The sequence below is a fragment of the Planctomycetaceae bacterium genome (assembly GCA_039680605.1).
In the GTDB taxonomy this organism is placed as follows: Bacteria; Planctomycetota; Phycisphaerae; order SM23-33; family SM23-33; genus JAJFUU01.
On sequence record JBDKTA010000025.1, the window covers coordinates 175042 to 193764 of the forward strand.

The 18723-nt window shown below is 64.0% G+C and carries 13 protein-coding genes; 8 read left to right on the plus strand and 5 right to left on the minus strand.

Annotated features, from left to right (window positions below; all coding sequences use genetic code 11):
* The first annotated feature begins 107 nt into the window (after nt 1-107).
* From ABFD92_08415 to ABFD92_08425, 3 genes are all read left to right on the plus strand, one after another.
* Nucleotides 108-3389: a DUF2339 domain-containing protein gene (locus ABFD92_08415; GenBank protein ID MEN6504546.1), complete on the plus strand. Its 3282-nt coding sequence runs from the start codon at nt 108-110 to the stop codon at nt 3387-3389.
* A gap of 597 nt (nt 3390-3986) precedes the next feature.
* Nucleotides 3987-4262, plus strand: a complete 276-nt coding sequence (locus ABFD92_08420; GenBank protein ID MEN6504547.1) for a DDE-type integrase/transposase/recombinase — start codon at nt 3987-3989, stop codon at nt 4260-4262.
* A 370-nt stretch (nt 4263-4632) separates the two neighbouring features.
* Nucleotides 4633-5124, plus strand: coding sequence for a hypothetical protein (locus ABFD92_08425; protein ID MEN6504548.1), 492 nt, complete (start codon nt 4633-4635; stop codon nt 5122-5124).
* Nucleotides 5125-5406: 282 nt separating this feature from the next.
* Here ABFD92_08425 and ABFD92_08430 read toward each other — a convergent pair whose 3' ends face one another.
* Nucleotides 5407-6354, minus strand: coding sequence for a hypothetical protein (locus ABFD92_08430; protein MEN6504549.1), 948 nt, complete (start codon nt 6352-6354; stop codon nt 5407-5409).
* A 96-nt stretch (nt 6355-6450) separates the two neighbouring features.
* On the minus strand, nt 6451-8808 hold the full coding sequence (locus tag ABFD92_08435; protein ID MEN6504550.1) for a DNRLRE domain-containing protein: 2358 nt from the start codon (nt 8806-8808) through the stop codon (nt 6451-6453).
* 186 nt (nt 8809-8994) lie between these two features.
* Here ABFD92_08435 and ABFD92_08440 point away from each other — a divergent pair, with 186 nt between their 5' ends.
* Entirely contained in the window at nt 8995-9513 is a 519-nt protein-coding gene (locus tag ABFD92_08440; GenBank protein MEN6504551.1) for a hypothetical protein, read from the plus strand.
* Nucleotides 9514-9573: 60 nt separating this feature from the next.
* Here the strand turns inward: ABFD92_08440 and ABFD92_08445 are convergent, their stop codons facing one another.
* Nucleotides 9574-9813: a hypothetical protein gene (locus ABFD92_08445; protein MEN6504552.1), complete on the minus strand. Its 240-nt coding sequence runs from the start codon at nt 9811-9813 to the stop codon at nt 9574-9576.
* Between ABFD92_08445 and ABFD92_08450 the strand changes: the two genes are divergently transcribed.
* The 4 genes from ABFD92_08450 (at nt 9794) to ABFD92_08465 (ending at nt 13984) form a co-directional block, all read left to right on the plus strand.
* Entirely contained in the window at nt 9794-11350 is a 1557-nt protein-coding gene (locus ABFD92_08450; GenBank protein ID MEN6504553.1) for a sulfatase-like hydrolase/transferase, read from the plus strand. The genes ABFD92_08445 and ABFD92_08450 overlap by 20 nt on opposite strands.
* Nucleotides 11351-11494: 144 nt before the next feature.
* Nucleotides 11495-12073, plus strand: coding sequence for a GNAT family N-acetyltransferase (locus ABFD92_08455; GenBank protein ID MEN6504554.1), 579 nt, complete (start codon nt 11495-11497; stop codon nt 12071-12073).
* On the plus strand, nt 12067-13410 hold the full coding sequence (locus ABFD92_08460) for a hypothetical protein (GenBank protein MEN6504555.1): 1344 nt from the start codon (nt 12067-12069) through the stop codon (nt 13408-13410). The genes ABFD92_08455 and ABFD92_08460 overlap by 7 nt, the downstream gene beginning before the upstream one ends.
* 94 nt (nt 13411-13504) lie before the next feature.
* On the plus strand, nt 13505-13984 hold the full coding sequence (locus ABFD92_08465; protein MEN6504556.1) for a hypothetical protein: 480 nt from the start codon (nt 13505-13507) through the stop codon (nt 13982-13984).
* 183 nt (nt 13985-14167) lie between these two features.
* On the opposite strand, the gene ABFD92_08470 is transcribed toward ABFD92_08465, so the two are convergent.
* Both ABFD92_08470 and ABFD92_08475 read right to left on the minus strand, forming a co-directional pair.
* Entirely contained in the window at nt 14168-17686 is a 3519-nt protein-coding gene (locus ABFD92_08470; GenBank protein MEN6504557.1) for a glycoside hydrolase family 99-like domain-containing protein, read from the minus strand.
* Nucleotides 17687-18128: 442 nt separating this feature from the next.
* The coding region (locus ABFD92_08475) for a transposase (protein ID MEN6504558.1) at nt 18129-18723 on the minus strand (595 nt) is incomplete at its 5' end.

The following is an 18723-nucleotide window of genomic DNA, read 5'->3' on the forward strand; positions in this document are numbered from 1 at the left end:
CATGGCGCCGCTTTCCCATCGCCATGCTGGGACGCTTGACAGCCCCGCCGCGCACAGTACGATGATTGCGTGCCAATTGTCCCTTGCCGTCGGGGAAAGGATAGCCCATGAGCGACCAGCCCAATCTTGCGTCACTGGCGCAGGTTCTGGAAGACCTCCGCCAGATGCGGCAGAGGCTCTACGACCTGGAGCGACAGGTGCTGTCGATCCGCGCCCAGGCGATGGCCGCGCCCGAAGAGGCGGCTGCACAGTTCAAGCCCCCCGCTCCCGCTGCGCCGCTTCCGCCGCCGATCCTGCCTGCGGCGGTGCAGACCGCGCCCCAGCCGCCTCAGCCGCCCCAGGTGCCTGCGACCGCGGATGTCTTTCCGCCCCTGCCGGCGCCCGCCGAGCCTGCGCCGGAAGCTCCCGTCCCGCCCGTGCTCGCGCCTGCGATCGCGCCGGCCAGCGATTTTCCGCCGCGTCCCCGCGTCACGCTCGAGCAGCGTATCGGCACGCGATGGATGCTCATGGTCGGAATCGCCGTGCTGCTGGTGGGCGGGTTCCTGTTCTATCGCTACGCCATCGAGCACAAATGGATCAACCCCCTCTCGCGGTGCATCATGGGCGTGATCTGGGGACTGGCCATGATCGTCCTGGCCGAATGGACACTGCGAAAGCAGATGCGATACTTTGCCGCCGCCGTCTTTGGGGGCGGGATCGTCTGGCTTTATACAACGTTTTACGTGGCCTCGCCCAGCGGTCTGTTCGCAGAGTTTCGCCTGATCGGGACGGAGGCGGCCTTCGCGGCGATGTGCGGCGTAACGGCCCTGGGGATGGTCCTGTCCCTTCGAAGCAACATGGTGACGACTGCCTTGATCTCGCTGATCGGCGCCATCGTCACGCCGATCCTGCTCAGCACGGGCGTCGACCGGCAACTGGCGCTGATGACGTACCTGATCGTCATCAACGCCGGTTTCCTGGCGTTGGCGCTGTACAAGCGGTGGCCGTGGCTGGCGCCGATCGCGCTGGCCGGCACGGTTGCCCTGGTAACCGGTTGGACCGCGAAGTTCTACGACGGCGGGCAACTTGCCAGCCAGTCGGTCCTGGCGTGGGTGCTGGCGGCTGAGTTCGCGGCGTTCCTGGTGGTCGCGGCCTTGCGCGACCGGGCGGATTCGTCGCTCCTGAACGTCCTGCTGCCGCTGGTCTGCGCGATCATGCTGGTCAATCTCTGGGCGCTGTGCGGCCAGGCGGCGTCGGTACACTGGTTCGCCATCGGGACGCTGGCGGTGCTGGGCGGGGCAATGGCGTGGGCGCGGTGGCGCGAAGTGCCGGAACTTGCCCCGACGGCGGTGATTATTCTGGGCATCTCATATTGGCTGTGGGCGATGTGGCACCCTCAAGCCGGCATCGCGAGCCTGTGCGTCTATGGATGGCTGATCGTGCTGGCGGCGCTGGCAGAGTCGCTGCTGCAGCGCGAGGGCGTCTCGCCGACAGTGATAATGGCCTCCGGGACCATCACCGTCCTGGGGTGGCTGATGCTCGCCGGCCAAAGCAGCGATCTTGGCCCGAGCCTGCTGGCAATGCAGTTGCTCGCCCTCGACGCGGTGATGCTGACGCTCTGCCGCGCGCGGCGATGGCATGGCGCCACGCTGGCCCCGCTGGGCTGGACCGTCGTGGCCGTCACGGCGGGCGCAGCGATGCTGCACTGGCCGATGTGGCACACCATTACCTGGATGTGGGTCTTCATGGGCCTGTTCGTTCTGGAGAGCGTGCTCGAACGCTCCAGCGTGCGAGGCCTCGTCAACCCGGCGAAGTTCGCCGTCGCCGGCGCGGCGATGGCCGCGGGACTGGTGGCTCTGGACTCGGGGCTGACCGACGCAATATTCCTTGGCCATGTGCTGGCTTTGGCCGTGGTAGTGATGGCCCTGTGCTGGGTGCTGAAGATGCATGCCTTGCGCCTGGGAGTGCTGGGCTGGACGGCCGCAGCGATGGGCCTGTACTGGTTGGACCAACATGTCGGTGTTGCCCCACCCGTTGAAACGACGGCGAGTCTCAACGTGCTCTGGTCGACGTTCATCTGGATCCTCTTTGCGATGTTCATCGCCGACGTGCTGCTGAGGGCGGCCCTGAAGCGTTGCGGCGACGAGGCCATTGAGTGCCTGCAGTCGCTGGCGGCGATGGCACTGATGTTCACCTTCACGTACCTGCTGATCGAGGGTCAGTACCACGCTTGGATGGGCCTGTACGCCGCCGGCCTGACGGCGTTCTGCGCAGCCCTGACGATAATGCTGCGCCGGCTCTGGAACAGCGCCCTGATGGGCCAGGTCTTCCTGGCGCAGGCGCTGGTGCTGGCGGCGCTGGCGATTCCCATCCAGTTCGACGGCTCGCTGGTGACGGTCGGCTGGGCGGCCGAGGCCCTGGTCGCGATGGTCCTGGCCAGCCGCCTGAGAGTGTCCATGATCATGCTGATGTCGCTGGCGGTGCTGGCGCTGGCCGTGATCCACTATGCGGCGCTGGACTTCGTCGGCGATGGCGACCTCAACACAGTCCTGTTCAGCGTGACCACGACGCCCCTTTCGCTACGGCTGTTGCTGGGGGTGGGCCTGGCGGGGGTTATCTTCGGCTGCTCCGCCCTGTTGGGGCGCGAGGTGCGCCCCGGCGACAGCGGCAGCGCAGCGGCGCTGGCATTGACGCTTGCGGTTACAGGCGTAATTCTCTTCGACATCGTGACGGCCTTGACGATCCCGGTGCTCTCGGCCACCTGCTGGTGGCTCGCCCTGGCAGCGGCTTTGACGGCGCTGGCGGTCTGGAAGAATTACCAGCGACTGGCTGTGATCGGGGCGCTGGCACTGGCCGCTGTCGCCGCGAAATGGGCCTGCTGCGATACTCTCGCTCGACGCCTGAGCGAAGGGGCCGATGTGGGCGGCATGTTCCTGCTCAATACGCAGTTGCTGCTGGGCCTGGCAACCGCGGCCGCCGTCGCGCTGCTGTGGCACATCCGCAGGCGAGACTGGTCGTGGCTGGGCGCTGTGGTGACGGCCGCAAACCTGCTGGGGGCCTTGCTGGTGGCGTGGGCGGGCTGCTTCGAGGTGGACCGCTGGCTCGCGGCCGGCGGCGGCACAGAGTTCCTCTGGTCACAGGAGATCATGGGCTGGTCGCTGTGGCTGGCGGCGTGGTCGACGATGCTGATCGTGCTGGGCTTTGCCTTCAAGCGGGCCGAGGTGCGCTATCTCGCGCTGGGAATGCTGCTGCTGGCGGTGGTCACGATCCTGGTCCGCATCCTCAAAGACGCCGACACGATCTGGCAGATCCTGAGCTTCATGGGCATGGGCATCCTGCTGGTAGCCGGAGCGTGGATCTACTCGATCAAGTTCCGCCACGCACAGCTACAGGAAGCGGAGAGAAATTAGCCGCTGAGGTCGCCGAGGACGCTGAGGAAGAAGTGTAAGGGAATTGAGGAAGAGATTGCATGCCAATCTCCGCGTCCCGCGGGCCGGAGGCCTACGACACGCGCAGCGGGTCGCCATGTACCGCCAATCCTTGTCGCCCGCGAAAGCGGTACGGGCTACGCCACAATTCCACTTCCTTGCTCTTTGTTGTACTTTTCACAGCGGTTTCGCGGGAACCTGCCCCATCCGCTCTCTCGCACCCAGAATATGCGACACAGAGACGCAGAGAAAACACAGAAAAGCAACAGTATTAAGGAAGTCTTAAGAAGCCTTTCCCGTCATTGTTTTCTCTGCGTCTCTGTGTCGCAAGGTCTTTGTCACCCGAAAGCGGTACTGGCTATACCACAATTCCATTTCCTTGCACTTTGTTGTACTTTTCACAGCACTTTCGCGGGAAGTGCAATCCGCCCTCCCTCATAGCGGCAGGAAATCAGCGGTCCCATAATCACAAACCATTATGATTACATAACTTATGGAAGTGACGGCGGCCGCAGTGTCATAACTGCAATGGTGTAAGCGTATTATGCACTTTTTACCCCTTGAGGCAATCTTCGAATCCTGCCCATCCGGGACCTCGCCAGCCGCATGAACCTGGAGGCCCTGCCATGCGTGACAGCGGATGCAGCCACGGCCGCAGCCGTGGTCGAACAGCTCTTGCGCCTCTACGACCCTCCGCTGGTCTTTAAGTCCGACAACGGCAGCGCCTTCATCGTCGAGTCGTTCAAGCAGTTGTTGGAATCCTGGAATGTAGTTCACCTCTTGTCGCCGCCGTGCCTGCCCCGATATAATGGCGCCGCTGAGGCTGGGGTTGGATGCCTGAAGATCCACACATGAGGCCGCTGCGCATGGCAGAAGCGGGCAATAGACTATGGAGTGCGGCAGCCGTAGCTGCCGCTTTGGAAGTTTCTCAAACCCCGCAGCCCCAACTCCCCCAGTGCCCGCCCTGCAGCAGAGAGACTGTCCCTGTCCGACGTAGCCTTGGCGAAGTCGGATGGTACGGAGGAGGCGAATTACTCCACCAATGAAATCCCCTTTACGTCGCAAACTTACATAGAGGCCACACATTCAAGAGACAGAACCTTCTGGGAGTCGTTCGCTCGTATTCTGAATTAGCAGTCTTTCCTCCGGCACAACGTATCACTGACACAGACTTGCTAGAGAGTAGATGCTTTGCCAATTATCTTCTGGGATAGGAGACCAAGAGTTGAAGATACAACATCTGGCATATGTCGCACTGTGTCTTGTTCTTGCGACAGCACTCTACCTATATGTTAGATATATCCGGGATCCGATGACTGAGGATGTGACGAATAATGTCCAAGGAGGCGTGACGCAAGAGTATATACTGACGCGTGGTGTTTTCATCATCAAAAGGAATTCGGATATTCGTCTTTTAGTGGGCGTTGGAGATGAAGATACTCCAAAGACCGTAGAAGAGTACCTTGCACATCCGGGCAAGTTTCCTTTGGTTGCAGAGATTCTCCCGGTTGGCACACGAATTAGATTTGTACGCCTTGTACGAACGCGGGTGCGCTGGGGCGGAGAGATCTACCAGCTATCAATCAAGATTTGTTCCGGTTCACGTGCAGGAGATACGCTGGAGGCAGCCGGTGCTTCCCAGTTTCTTCTTCCTTATGTGAATAGCAGAACTGGCAAACTGGAGTGGGTACCTTCTACGAGCATAGTAGTACGATAACAAGGAGAACACGCGTGGCCAAGCGGGTCTTCTTCCGGCAGGGATAGGAACATAGGGCCCAGGAACAGCCAACCGCCTCGCAGAGGCGGCAGGTTGTCGGCTTTGGCAGGGCTTTAGAAACCTTCCGCCTCTGCGAGGCGGGGAAATATGATGCGATTCTTCCGGAGGCTCACGCCTCCGGCTAAATTCTGGAGCCTCTTCGAGGCTCAAATATTTTGCCTCAGTGATCTCTGTGCCTCTGTGGTCAGTTTTCACTGATCACTAAAAGCTGAGAGCTGAGAGCTACTCCTTCTTCGCCGTGCCCAGGGCCTTGGCGATGGCTTTGAGCGGGACCATGCACGGGTCGGCGATGAGGCCGGTTTCTTTGCTGAAGGCCACGTCCCAGGTCACCACGCCGCCCTTATCGACGATGCTCTTGGTGAGTTGGGCGGCCGCCTCGGGAGAGAACCGCGAGGCCTCGCGCTGCTTGCACGCCCCGCCCCAGTTGTGGGCCATGTGCGTCAGGATGTGCCACTGGGCCCCGCTGACCCACCGCCCGCCGCACATGCCGACAGACGGAACATGCTGATTGCCTGCCGTGAAGTCGTCGTACGGCGTGTTGCGGCGCGGGCCGTGACCGGGGCTGAAGCCGATGATCGCGTCGGGGTTGCCGCTGCGGGCGGCCGCGGCGATCAGCTTCTGCGCCTCGGCGATGCCGGTATTGTTGTCGAACCACCACCCGCTGACGCGCGTCCCGTAACGCTTGGAAAGTTCCTCGACCGTGGCGGCGGCCCCCTTGTAGCTCTCGGGCGGATTGATGCCCATGCCCGTGGGATAATACAGCATCAGCCGAACCCCGTGCTTGGGCAGCTCGTCGCCGAGGTCCATGATCAGGTCGCGCGTGGGGTACTTGCCGTCGCGGAAGGCCTTGGTCGGGGCCAGTTGCAGCCCCATGTGCCGCGTGGTGATCTGGAACCACCCGGCGCCGAGCCCTTCAAGCTGGTTGGCCAGGCCTTTGACGTCGAAGTCGTTGACGGCCTTGTCCCACTTCTCTTCCGAGCCGAACTTTCCGAACAGCGCCTGGGAATAGTGGAACATGACGCCGAACTTGCCCTTGTGCATCCAGTCGGTCTTGTGGGGCTTGGCTTCCTCCGCCGGCGCGGCCGGGGCAACGCCACACGTGGCGGCGATCAGCAAGGCGCAAACGACAGCGGTCGAACATAGCATCAGGATCAGTTGTGTCTTTTTCATGGGCAGTTTCCTTGCATAGGACGAACAACATAGGACCTATGGGACGGATGGGACCTATGTTGTCCGCACTTCGAACTTCGAACTCCGAACTTCGAACTATTTCTTCTGGTAAATCACCAGTCGCGGTCCGTTGGGATGGTCTTTGGCCTCATAGGGTTCGCTGTCGAAGGCGTGCCAGGTCATCGAGAACCGTTGCCAGGCGGCGCCCAGATCGGCGGTGGACATTCGGAATCCGCCGTTGGTGGCCCCGCCGAGCCAGGCCTTGACGATCTCCGTCACGTCCACTTCCAGCATGCCCTCCTTGACCAGGTACTGCATCTGCTGGCCTTCGCGGGCGTAGTTGGCCAGATACCAGCGATAGTCGCGGTCGGGGATCTCGTTGAGAAAGCGGGTGATGCTCAGTTGGTTTCGCTCGCTGGTGGGGTTGCCGACGGCTTGGCCCTTGAAGTACAGGTACAGCCGAGCCTGAAGGAGCGGTTTGCTCTTGTCAACCTTGGACAGGTCGAACAGCAGTTGCGAGCGGACGAAGTGCATGTGCGTCTGCCCGCAGCCGATGAGGACGCCCAGGCTGTCCTGGCGCTCGGGGAACCAGTCCATCTTGGCACTGATGGCCCGCGCTCGGGTGTGTACCAGTGTGGTGGCGGCCGCATTCTCCGGCGGCGGTCCCAGCACCGGGTTGTTGGGCAGTTTGTCCTCGACGAGCTTGACCTCGCGTTTGGCCTCGGTGGCGTTCTTGCCCGCCGCGGCCAGGCAGGGAATGTCGCCCTCGCCAATCAGCCCTTTGGGCGTGAGATAGGTGCGCCAACTGATCACGCCGCCGGGGATCACGATCTTGCTGGTGATCTCGGCCACCTTGTAGGGCTCATAGCCGCCGGCTTTCCACTTGTCGCTGCGGCGGTAGCCCAGGAATGCCAGCGTATGCCATTGCAGCCCCTGGACGATGCGCGACTCGCACTCGAGTCCGCCGGCGTTCATCTCCTGGCCGTTGGTAAAGTCTTCGATGGGCGACTTTCGCGAGTGCGGCGTGCCGCCCGACAGCGTCAGCAGTGCGTCGGGGTTGCCCGACCGCGCCGCGGCCGCCAGCGACTTGGCCAGCTCCTCCGTCACGTCCTGGTTCTCGATCCACCAGGCGGCAACCTTCTTGCCGTAGCGCTTGGAGGCTTCGGCGATGGTCTTGACGTCCGCCTCGTTTCCACAGGGCATCTGCAGGATCAGATAGATCTTATTGGCCGCCAGTTCGTCGGCCAGTTCGGCGACCACGTCGCGCGAGGGGAAGGGCTTGCCGTTGCGCATCTCGGGCGCCAGGGGCAGGGCGCCGGGGCGGCGACCGGCAAAAATGACGTACCCGGCCTTGAGGTCCACCAGTTGCTTGACGAGCCCCTTGACGTCGAAGTCCTTGACGGCCGCTTCCCAGGCGGCGGCGTCATTGGCGGCTTTGTCGGTGTTGTACAGCGCCGAGACGCCCCAGCGGGCGTTGAAGAGCCACTCGGTTTTCGCCGCAGCCGCCGCGGCGGCGCCGCCGGCGGTGATGCCCTTGGCCGCCGGCGTGTCGCGTTTGCATCCCCGGGCCGCTTCGCCGATGGCCTTGAGGCACGCCAGCACGTCCTCTCGGATGAGACCGTTCATCTCCCACGAACAGTCCCAGGTAATCACGCCGCCGCCGTTGACGTGCTGGACGGTGATCGAGGCGGCCTTAGCCGGCGACATGCCCTGGCGCGGAGCGCCGTGGTCCTTGTCGTTGCCGCCCCAGTTCTTGCCGATCAGCGTCAGCGTGTGCCACTGCAACCCCTGGATGAACCGCTCGGTGCAGCTCACGGTGCCGGCCGAGGCGTTGTTGCCTGCGGTGTAGTCCTCGAATGGGCTGTTGCGCTGGTTGCCCTTGGGCGGGCTGAAGGCGATCAGGGCGTCGGGGTTTCCGCTGCGGGCGGCCTCGGCCAGGGCCTTCTGGCGGGTCTCGTCGCCGCAGTTGTTGTCGAGCCACCATCCGCTGACCTTCTTGCCGTACCGCTTGGACAGCTCGGCGATGATCTCGATGTTCTTGGCCACGCCGTCGGCATCGCCCATGAACGTGGGGTAGTACAGCATCAGGCGCATGCCGTTCTTGGTCAACTCGTCCGACAGCTCGGGCACCAGGTCGCGAGTGGGGAACTTGCCGTCGTCGAGCAGTTTGTGCGGGCACAGACCGTTGCCGTAATGGGCGGCCGTGATCAGCAGATAGCCCGCCCCGACGTCCTTGAGCTGCTTGACGAGGCCCTTGACGTCGAAACCGTTGACGCACTTGTTCCAGTCTTCCTTGGTCTGGAGCTTTCCGGAGCGCTGGCCTGAGGAAAAGTGATACATCACGCCCCAGCGGGCATTGTAAAGCCAGTCGGTTTTGTGAGCAGGGGCTTCCTGGGCCAGCACGGGCGAGGCGGCAAAGGCCGCCACGATGGCAACAGCAGTCAGACGGAGCATGGAGATCCCTTTCGTTAGCCATGAGAACAGGCATGAAATGTAACCCCGCCCCAGGCCCCGAGGCGCGGCAACTTTGCCGATTCTTCTTTTTGTGCGCTGCTTTTATCGGGCGGCGTGGCTAACATGGCCCGGAACAGTCCACGATCCGGCGGCGTTCGCCGGCGACGTCTTTAAAGGAAGAATCCCATGAGCATGCGATTGATGGTTGCGGCCGCGTGTGTTGCTTCTCTGCTGTCGACGGTAGCCCGCGGGCAGGACGACAAGAAGTTCCCCGGCATGTGGGCCACCGCCAAAGTCGGCACGATGGTCAAGTACAAGATGATGGGCGGGATGACCAGCACGCATGAGGTGATCAAGGCCGACGAGGCGACCGTGACCATCCGCACGACGACGACCATGCCCAATGTTCCCGAGGGGACGATGCCGGCCCAGGAGCGCGTCGAACCGCGATTCTACAAGACCGACCCGATGACGGCCGATAAGCCCGCCAACGTCAAGGTCACCAAGAAGGACAACCAGACCCTCGAGGTCGCCGGACAGAAGCTCAACTGCGAAGTGTACGAGACGGAAATGGCCATGGAAGGCAAGACGATCAAGAGCATCGCCTACATCTGCCGCGACGTGCCCGGCGGCATGGTCAAGACCGAATCCGACGCCATGGGCGAAATGCAGGTGATGATGGAGCTGGTGGAGTTCAAGAAATAGAGCCCGCCTTCGGCGGGAAACGACAAACCACAAACAACAAGCTTCAAACAAAAAGATAAACTACAAGAAGCAAAGAAGCCCCTGGGCAAAAACCTGGGGGCTTTTCTTTTCCCTCGGCACGCGCCGCTTGCGGCTTGGCAGTTTCTTGCCCACCGACCAACTGCCAAGCCGCAAGCGGCCCAAGAGGCGCTGCACTATTTTCATTTTTCTCTTGGCTTTTTGAGGCTTGTTTGGGATTTGTGTTTTGTCGTTTGTGTTTTCTCCCTCCCAGGAGCGCTGCGTGAATACCAAACCAAACATCCTTTTCATCCTCTCCGACCAGCACAACGCCAAGTACCTCGGGGCGGCCGGCCACCCGCACGTGCTGACGCCCAACCTCGACCGGATGGCCGCCCGCGGCGTGAGATTCGACGCCGCCGTCGCGCAGAACACCATTTGCACGCCCAGCCGCGTCTGCCAGCTCTCCGGGCAGTACTGCCACAACCACGGCTATTACGCCCTGCTGGGCCCGCGACCGGCGGGGCTGCCCACCGTGCTGGGGCACTTCCGCAAGAGCGGCTACCACACGGCCTTCGTCGGCAAGAGCCACGGACCGGAGTACTGGATCGAGGACGACTGCGACGAGTTCCACGACACCACCGATTGCGCCATCGGCGGGCGCAGCAAGGAGTTCCTGACGTACCTCAAGGGCCGCGGCGTGGATATCACCGCCGACTTCAAGCCCGACGCCGACAATGCCCCCTCGGTAATTGAATACGAAGACAGCGAGGAGGGCTGGGGCTCGCGAAAGACCATCGACATCATCAAACGAGCCGCCGCCGGGGACAAACCGTTCTTCATGGCCTTCTGGCCGCCCAAGCCGCACGGGCCCTACACGCCCGCCAAACGCTTCTGGGACCTCTACGACCGCTCGAAGCTCACCCTGCCGCCCAATGCCAACTACGACCTGGCCGCGGCGGGCAAGAGCCCGCTGATGCAGAGCGTGACCAACTGGGTTCGCGACAAGTCCGCCGACTACGACGGCGACCGCTGGAACAAGCTCCAGGGATACCTGGGCAACGTCTCGCAGATCGACCAGTGCGTCGGCGACGTGCTGGCGTTCCTGGACGAAAGCGGTCTGGCCGAGAACACCATCGTCGTCTACTGCGCCGACCACGGCGACTACGGCTGCGAGCACGGACCCAACGAGAAGGTGCCCGGCATCTGCACCGACGCGGTGACGCGCGTACCGATGATCTGGCAGTGGCCGGGCCATCTCAAGGCCGCCCACCTGGCCAAGGACGTGGTCGAGACAGTGGACATCGTCCCCACGCTGTGCAGCCTGGCCGGCGTGGCGCCGCTGCAGACCGCCGACGGGCGCGACATCTCGGCGATGCTCGCCGGGGAGGCCGGCGACCCCGAGCGCCTGGGCGTGACGGAGTATCCGCTGAGCAAGTCCGTCCGCAAAGGGCAGTGGCGGTTGGTGTACTATCCGCACGGATATTTCGCAGACACGAAGATGCAGGTTCTGCATCCGGAGAACAACGCCCCCGATGCGCGGGCGCTGGAGGGTCTGTCGACCGACCGCACGTTCGCCTTCGGCGAGCTGTACGACCTCAAGAACGATCCGTGGGAGATGAAGAATCTGTACTTCGACCCGGCGTATCAGCACATCGTGCAGCAGCTCCAGCGCGAGCTGATGGACTGGCTGATGTACACCACGCGCCCCGTGACGATGCAGAGCCCCACCGACATCGCCGGCGACCAGGTCACCCGCCGCTACACCCTGCCGATCAACGCCGACGGTAAGCTCCCCTACCCCCAGTTCCGCCTGGGCCTGGGCGGCCCGCATCTGTAGTAGTGGTGAGTGGTGAGTGGTGAGTGCTGAGTTGTGGGCCGGGTGCCATGGCGGCCGTTGTTCAGCCGCCATGCTCGCGAAGATGTGATCAGCGGCGACATTCGCCGGCGCGGTTTCCGGCGTGCGGTTTATGGGAGAGGTCGAATGAACGTTGCCGACCGGGACTTGGCGGCGCCTGTGCGGGTGACCTTGCGCGACGGGCGCGAGATGACGATACGGCTGCTGGCCGGCGGCGACGGCTCGGCGATAGCCGAGTTCTACGCGTCAATCCCGGTGGAGGATAACCGCTACTACATCGGTCCCTCGGGGACGACGCCCGAGAACGCGCGCCTTCGGGCCGCGGCGGCTGACAACGAGTTTGAGGTGGCGCTGGTGCTCGACGGCGGCGACGGGACGATCGACGGCGAGGCGTGGTATCGCTGGGAAGGGCCCGACGCGGCGAAAAGCCTGTTCGGCATCTGCCTCAGTCGCCGGTGCCAGAACAGCGGCGCAGGGCGGGCGATCATGACGCGGCTGCTCGAAGTCGCCGGCCGCCACGGACCGGCAATCATGACCCTGACGGTGCAGAAAGAGAACGTCCGCGCCGTGGCGCTGTATACCCGACTGGGCTTTCAGATCATCCGCGAGCAGATGCGCCCGGCGCGGCCGGACTGCCCGCCCCTGCCCGAATATTACATGGAACTCCAGGCCCGCGGCGCTCGGGCGGACGCCCCACCATGCTGACGATAGGAACGGCTGTCAGAGACTTTACGCCCAGCCGCCCGGCGATGCTGTGGGGGCAGATGCACGTGCGCGTCGCCCACGCGGCGATGGACCCGCTGACGCTCACGGCGATGGCCATCGAAGGCGATGGCGCCTGCGCGATCGTCATCGCCTGCGATCTGGTGATGGTCACCGCTGAACTCATCGCGGCTGTGCGCTGCCGCCTGGGGCGCCAGTTGCCGCAGGTGCCGCCCGAGGCGGTGCTGATGGCCGCCACGCATACGCACACGTCGCTGGTCTTCGAGCAAGGGCACTACGCCCACGGCGGCGGCGACGTGATGACCGCTGCGGAGTGCCTGGAGTTGCTGGTCGATCGCGCCGCCGAGGCGGCTGTCGAGGCCTGGCAGTCGCGCCGGCCGCGATGCGTCGCGTCGGCGTTCGGGCACGCGGTGGTCGGGCACAACCGCCGGGCGGTCTACGCCGACGGCTCTGCCGTCATGTACGGCCCGACCAACCGCCCGGACTTCGTCGGCCTGGAGGGCTGCGAAGACCACGGCCTGGACATGCTGTTTGTGCGGGAGCCTCAAGGCCCACTGGCGGCCGTCGTGTTGACCCTCCCGTGCCCGTCGCAGGTGGACGAGCAATTGAGCGTCTACTCCGCCGACTTCTGGCACGACATCCGCCTGGAGCTTCGACGCCGCCTGGGGGCGGTGACGGTGCTGGGTCTGTGCGGGGCCGGCGGCGACCAATCGCCGCATTTGCTGCTGGGCGAACCCCAGGAGGAACAGATGCTCCGCCGCCGGGGCGTCTCACAGAGGCAGGAGATCGCCCTTCGGGTGGCCGACGCGGTCGACCGCGCCCTCGCCTGCACGCCCGAGGCCGCCGACGCGCCCTTCGCCCGCCTGACCCGCCGCGTTGAGCTGACAAGCTTCCCCATCAGCCGAGAACATCGCGATTGGGCCGCCGCGGCCTACCAGCACTGCCGCCAGGAAAACCAGGACCTCTCGTCGTGGTGGCCCAGCCGCCAGCGCAAGACCGTCGAAGCCTTCGACCGGGGGTTGCCCTGGCCGCCGCGTTCGGTCGAGCTCCACGCCCTGCGGATCGCCCGGACGGCGATCGTCAGCAATCCCTTCGAGCTGTACCTGGACTACGCCTTTCAAATCAAGGCCCGCAGCCCCGCCGGGCAAACCGCGGTGGTGCAGTTGGCCGGAGGCGGCGAGATGTATCTGCCCACCGAGCGGGCTGTCCGAGCCGGCGGATATGGCGCCATCCCCGCTGTCTGCCACGTCGGCCCCGAAGGCGGCCGCCAACTCGTTCAAGCCTCTCTGGACATGCTGGGCGAATTGTTCAGCCGGTAGAGCGGACTTCGCCTGCATATAATCCCTCTGCCGGGACCAGGTCCATCTGTCGAGACCACGGGGCACAACTAACTCTTCTAAGGAGCATCGTCTGATGAAACGGGCAGGCCGGATATCCGCGTATGCTGTCTTGCTGCTGATGATCGGTTCGAGCGTCGGTTGCAGCGGCAACAACAACATGATGACCTTCAAGAACGGGCGGTTGGTGAAGAACGACGAAGTGGGCGAGGCGCTGGAGTATCACACCTCCGTTCCGGCGGATCTGCCGCGCGGCGGGGTGTTCCGCGACAGCGCGGGCCTGCCCGACCGGCTCAGCGACGAGGATGTCTGGAACGGGTACTCCAATTCACATCGGCGCGGATGGACGCTGTGCATGAAGGAGATCGCTAAAGGCGCCTCGCCGCAGAAGGACCTTCAGCCGCCCTTCGCGGTGCCGGGGTATGACTACGAAGTCCGCGGCCATACCGACGGCTTCCGCGACTGCCTGACGGTCGTCCGAGCGGCCATCATCCGCTACGGCCACACGCCCGTCCTGGCGAAAGTGAAAGCGACCGTCGCCAACGGCAAGAGCTGATGGCGCGGTGTTATCTACGTAGGCGCGCCACTTGATGGAGTGCGCATCTTGGTTTGTTAGCGGTCGAGCTTGTTCGACGCGGTTGTTTCCCCGATTCTGCGGAAGACACCAGGTCAGCAGCGACCGGACGATCCGCGGCAAACGCGCGGAGCAAGCTCAGCCGCTAACGATCGCGCGTGCATTTTAATGGAGCCTCCACGTCGACTGCGGTTTGTTGTCCAGCGGCAGATTATACGTCAGGCTGTAGGTCTTCGTGGCGGCGTCGTAGTCCGTCTGCCAGAAGTCGTCGCCATGCACGATTTGGTCGAGCTTGAGCTCTTTGCCGCCGACGACCTCATAGAGGCCAATGCCGTCGATGGACTTGATGCCTTCGAAGCGGATCGGCACGTAGCCGACGCCGCCCTTGATGCTCACTTCAACCGTCGGCCCATCCGCATGGATGATGACCGGGTAGCGGTGCAGGACCTTCCCCCCGCGGGCGGTGACGGCCAGATCGTTGCCGGCGGCTTCGCGGTAGGTCGTCTTCCAGGATGTCCCGCTGGCGGCCAGGTGCTTGCGGAACGATTCGTTTGGGCCGTAATAGTCTTCCTCAACCCTCGGCAGGGTGATCCACTCGACGGCCATCTCGACGGTATCGCCGGTGCGGAAGGTTGCGACATCTTTGGGCGGCACAAGGATCAGGTCGATATTCAGCCCTTCGGCCGTCGCCCGGTTCACCAGCAGCGTGATGGTGGGAGCTGCGTGCTCCTTGCCGCCAAACGTGGCCTTGTACGAGCGGATGATCAGCGCCCGCGCGCCGGTGGGCAAGCCGCTCGGGGAGACGTTGGCGTCGGGGAAGGCGACCCACCAGGGTCCCTTGCCGCCCAGTGTGACGCGGTCGGCGATCACGTCGCGCGGCTTGAGCGTTGCCGGCGGCTTGTGCTCGGCGATCAGCCCCTTCTCGTTGCCGTAAGCGATCGTCGGCGTCGTGTAGCCCACCACGCCGCCTCCCATCCTGAACAGCCACGAGCCCTCGACCTTCGCCTCGCGGCCGAAGGTGTACTTGAGGTTGTGGAAGGTCCGGGCGTAGTCATCGGTCCGCAGCGTGTGAACCTGCGCCTGAAAAGCCACGTCACGGCCAGGTCCGTACTGGCCGGCATATCGCACATCCGACAGGCACGGGCCGTGCGCGACGTACGCGGTCTTGAGGTCGCCAAAGGCCAGCCTCTTGCCGGCCGCATCTGCCAGCCCCAGCCAATCGCCGCCCCACTGCGCGTCGCTCCAGCCCCACTTCTTTCCGTCGCGGCCGCGGCGGACCATCAGCGTGCGAACGTCGGCGATGACCGTGCGGAGGTTGGTCATGTCCATGTCGAGGCAGAAGGTCTCGCCCCAGCAGCCGATGGCGAGCTGATCCCATCGGCCGTAGCCTCCCCAGCCGATGAGGCTGAGCTGCGCGTGGCTGGCGGAGGGCACGTTGCCGTAGAACCCGTAAACGAGGCGGAGGATGTATTCTGTCCGGCCTGGAGGCGCGGGCAGCATGGCGTAGGCCATCAGGTACGTGCCCTGGTGCCAATTCTTGCTGAGCTGAACGGGGATGCCCGTCGGGCGGCCGGCCGCGTCGCAGAGCATGGGCACCAGACCGGTGGGACTGGCGACGTCGTGGCATTCCAGGAGGAACGGCACGTCTGCCCTGGCCGTGCCGCGGTTGTCGATGGCGAGGCGGAACTCGTCATATTCACGGATGTCGGCGTAGCTGCCACGGAAAGCTCGCTTGAGCTTGGGGACGAAGGCGACGAAACAGTCTTTGCTGGGCTCGAACTTCGCGGGGAACTTCTGGTCGGTCCCTGAGGATACCGCCAGCGAGAGTTCGCCTGCCGCCGCCCGGGGCCCGGCACGGAACGTGGCTGTGACGGACTTTTCCTCTCCGGCCTTCCACTGGCCGTTCATCGCCTGTTCCGCAATGCAGTCGATGCCCTCGCCCCGGATCCCCACGCGGAGCTTGGCGTGGCCCCACTGCGGCGCCGGCTTGGCGTTCTTGTCGGCAGGGGCACTTGCCGCACGTGCGGACTTGCCGTCCTTCTTATGCGGCGCGAGCCTGGCTGTCAGCGTCAGCGAGTCCGGCCAGGCCACCAGTTCCAGCGTCGCATCGCAGAGCAGCCGTTCTCCGGCGACGCCCTCGAGTTCCAGGTCCGGAAAGTCGTATCGCTGTACGAATCGCCCGGACTCCCACATGCGGGCCGCCCCGCTGGTGCCGGCGGCGCGAAACGTCCTGCCACCCATCTGCAACTCGACAATCACATCCGCGGCCGGCAGGCGATGCAGATCAGCCGTGTCTTCCCGCGCCGCCTCGGCGTAGCCGTGCGCGGGCTTGCTCACGCGCGCGAAGCCGGCCTTGCCGAAGTCGGACGGATCCACTGTGAACTCGTACCGGCTGGTCGCCACCGCAAAGACCGAGCGCGCCGTTGGCGGCGTGAAATGCCAAGGCAGCTTTAAGTCGGAGCGGTTCCTGGGCCAGTCCTCCCACCGCGGATACACAAACGGCGAGCCCTTTGGCGACCGCATCCACGCAAAGTCGGCCTGCACCTTCGGCCAGCCGTTGAGCCAGAGGGAGAAGGAATAATCGCCAGGAGGCGCGATCGCCGCGCTTGTGGCGGCGGCCTTGACCAAAGGCGCGACCACGGACTGCAGCGCTATGAGATACTTGCCCTCCGCATCGCCCTTGGTTGGGGCGACATAGCCCCCTTCGCCGAACTCGTTCCAGGCATAGATCAGAACGAGGCGCTCCGCCGTCGTCTGCTCCGGATGCTTGTCCATCCAACGAATGGCTCCGCGAAGGAAGTCCGCAAACTGCTCCGGCGTGCGGTCCGGGTAATACCAACCCGCCGGCTGGTTGTATAGCCCCGTCGGTCCTTCCCACGGCCGCTTGTCCCAGCCGGCCGTCACGATCGGGATGTATGGCTGCTCCGCCCTGCCCTTCCACTGCGCCTGGTTTGCCGCCACCAGTTCCGAATATTTGTGCGCCACCGATCCAGAGGCCCCGCCGGGAGCCACGTTGTAGTGGGTGCGGTGGGTAAAGCCGATATCCGACGATCCGCCGCCGCAGCCGGCGATGGCCAGCCCCGCAAGCCCCGCCTTGCGGGCCGTGTCCTGCATGACGGCCAGAGCCTCCTGGTCGACTCCGGCAGGCTCGAACAGAATGACCAGCGGCCTACCGCCAACGGTCAGGTACTGCTTGTGCTTCAAGTAAGGCATCCATGCCTCGACCGCCGCCTTCCAGTTCTCCGCTGCCTTGATCTCGTAGCCTGGATGATTGGCCACCAGCAGACAGAATTTCATCCGGTGGTTATTCCTGGCTTTCACGAACAGATCAAGGCTCGTGTGCTTGGGGTCTTCCTTGATCGCCTTCTTGTTGATCGCCAGAGCGTTGTCATGCCAGTACCAGCAGAACGAGAAGAACCCCAGACCGTGATCCGCGGCCAGAGTGATCTGGCGCTCCATGACCTCCATCGAATCGTTCCGCCAGCCCCACACCGGCTCGCGCTGCGGGAACTCCTCGACCATTCGGCGGCTCAGGTGGGTAGGCGCATTTTTCGCCCAAGGCTCTTTCGGATTCCCGGCGTGTTCGCTCTTGCCGGACCATCCATCAAAGTAGTACGCCCCGATCATCGGCTTGGGGTTGGGCTTCGCGCTGGCGGACTCTTCGCCGGAGGCTCCCAGTGACAAAATGGACAGTGCTCCAATGAGAGCCGCCAGCCTCGCGCCCGTTCTGCACACACGCATCTTGCACACCTCTCGCTGACTAATGTGCCGCATTGTCCGGACCGACCATCGCGATCACTATAGGATAAAAGGGGTCAGAGGATAAAAGGGGTCAGGTACCAATGGCCCTAAGTTAAGCTTTTTCGAGGGCCCAATGGCACAATAAATAAAGGCCTGCCTTGTCGATGAGATGGGTGGTAACAGTCCATTACTCGTAGGCAAGGAGGCCTGCAATGTATGCTATCGTCACCCCTCGCGATCCGCACCAGCATTTCCGACATTCTGTTCAACTGGCCGCCGTTGAGACCGTGCTACCCGACAAGGACGTCCATGCCCTCTGCCGCCGCCTGGGCTACGCCTGGCGCAACCGATTGCTCCCACCGGCGGCGCTGATCCGCTCCATGGTCTACCGCAGCCTCAGCCGTGATCTACCTTTTTCTATGCCTTGTTCTGCCTTTCGTGGTCGGCCGCGGGGGCGGAGGGTGCTTTCCAGGCCCCACTCCGCGGCCATCCGCTTTACCCACGGCTCGCGGCCGAAGGGCACGCCCCGCTCGACGGACCGCTGCAGGGCCGCCAGTTCCTTGTCCGTGTGCGGGCGGTTTACCCACTCGATCCAGTCTTCCGGCAGGCCGCCCGGCGGCGCCGTCAGCGGCACGATGGCCTCCTTCGCCCCCAGCCGCGCGTGGGCGCTGCACCAGGGCCAGGCCTCGGCCCGCGTCGCCAGGCCGGCCTTGAGGGCGTTTCGTTCCACGTACCGCAGCACCGACAGCACGGCGTCGCCGCCTTCCAGCACGCCCATCGCCCGCAGCGCCGCCGGCGGCCGCGTCTGCTCGATCAGGAAACTCTTGAACCGCCCCTGGTAGATGTGCCCGCTCCCGGCCGTGCCGTGTCGGGCATGCACGCGCTGCGTGTGCGTGAGCGTCAGCCAGCGAATGAAGGCCGAGAGATCGCCATCCTCGCGCGGCCAGAGCACCAGGTGCCAGTGATTGGGCATGATGCAG

Excerpts from the sequence above, each read along its gene's own strand:
- ABFD92_08440 (MEN6504551.1), top strand. The coding sequence starts at position 8,995 with ATGAGCATGCGATTGATGGTTGCGGCCGCGTGTGTTGCTTCTCTGCTG.
- ABFD92_08465 (MEN6504556.1), top strand. The coding sequence starts at position 13,505 with ATGAAACGGGCAGGCCGGATATCCGCGTATGCTGTCTTGCTGCTGATG.
- ABFD92_08435 (MEN6504550.1), bottom strand. The coding sequence starts at position 8,808 with ATGCTCCGTCTGACTGCTGTTGCCATCGTGGCGGCCTTTGCCGCCTCG.
- ABFD92_08460 (MEN6504555.1), top strand. The coding sequence starts at position 12,067 with ATGCTGACGATAGGAACGGCTGTCAGAGACTTTACGCCCAGCCGCCCG.
- ABFD92_08455 (MEN6504554.1), top strand. The coding sequence starts at position 11,495 with ATGAACGTTGCCGACCGGGACTTGGCGGCGCCTGTGCGGGTGACCTTG.
- ABFD92_08445 (MEN6504552.1), bottom strand. The coding sequence starts at position 9,813 with ATGTTTGGTTTGGTATTCACGCAGCGCTCCTGGGAGGGAGAAAACACA.
- ABFD92_08430 (MEN6504549.1), bottom strand. The coding sequence starts at position 6,354 with ATGAAAAAGACACAACTGATCCTGATGCTATGTTCGACCGCTGTCGTT.
- ABFD92_08415 (MEN6504546.1), top strand. The coding sequence starts at position 108 with ATGAGCGACCAGCCCAATCTTGCGTCACTGGCGCAGGTTCTGGAAGAC.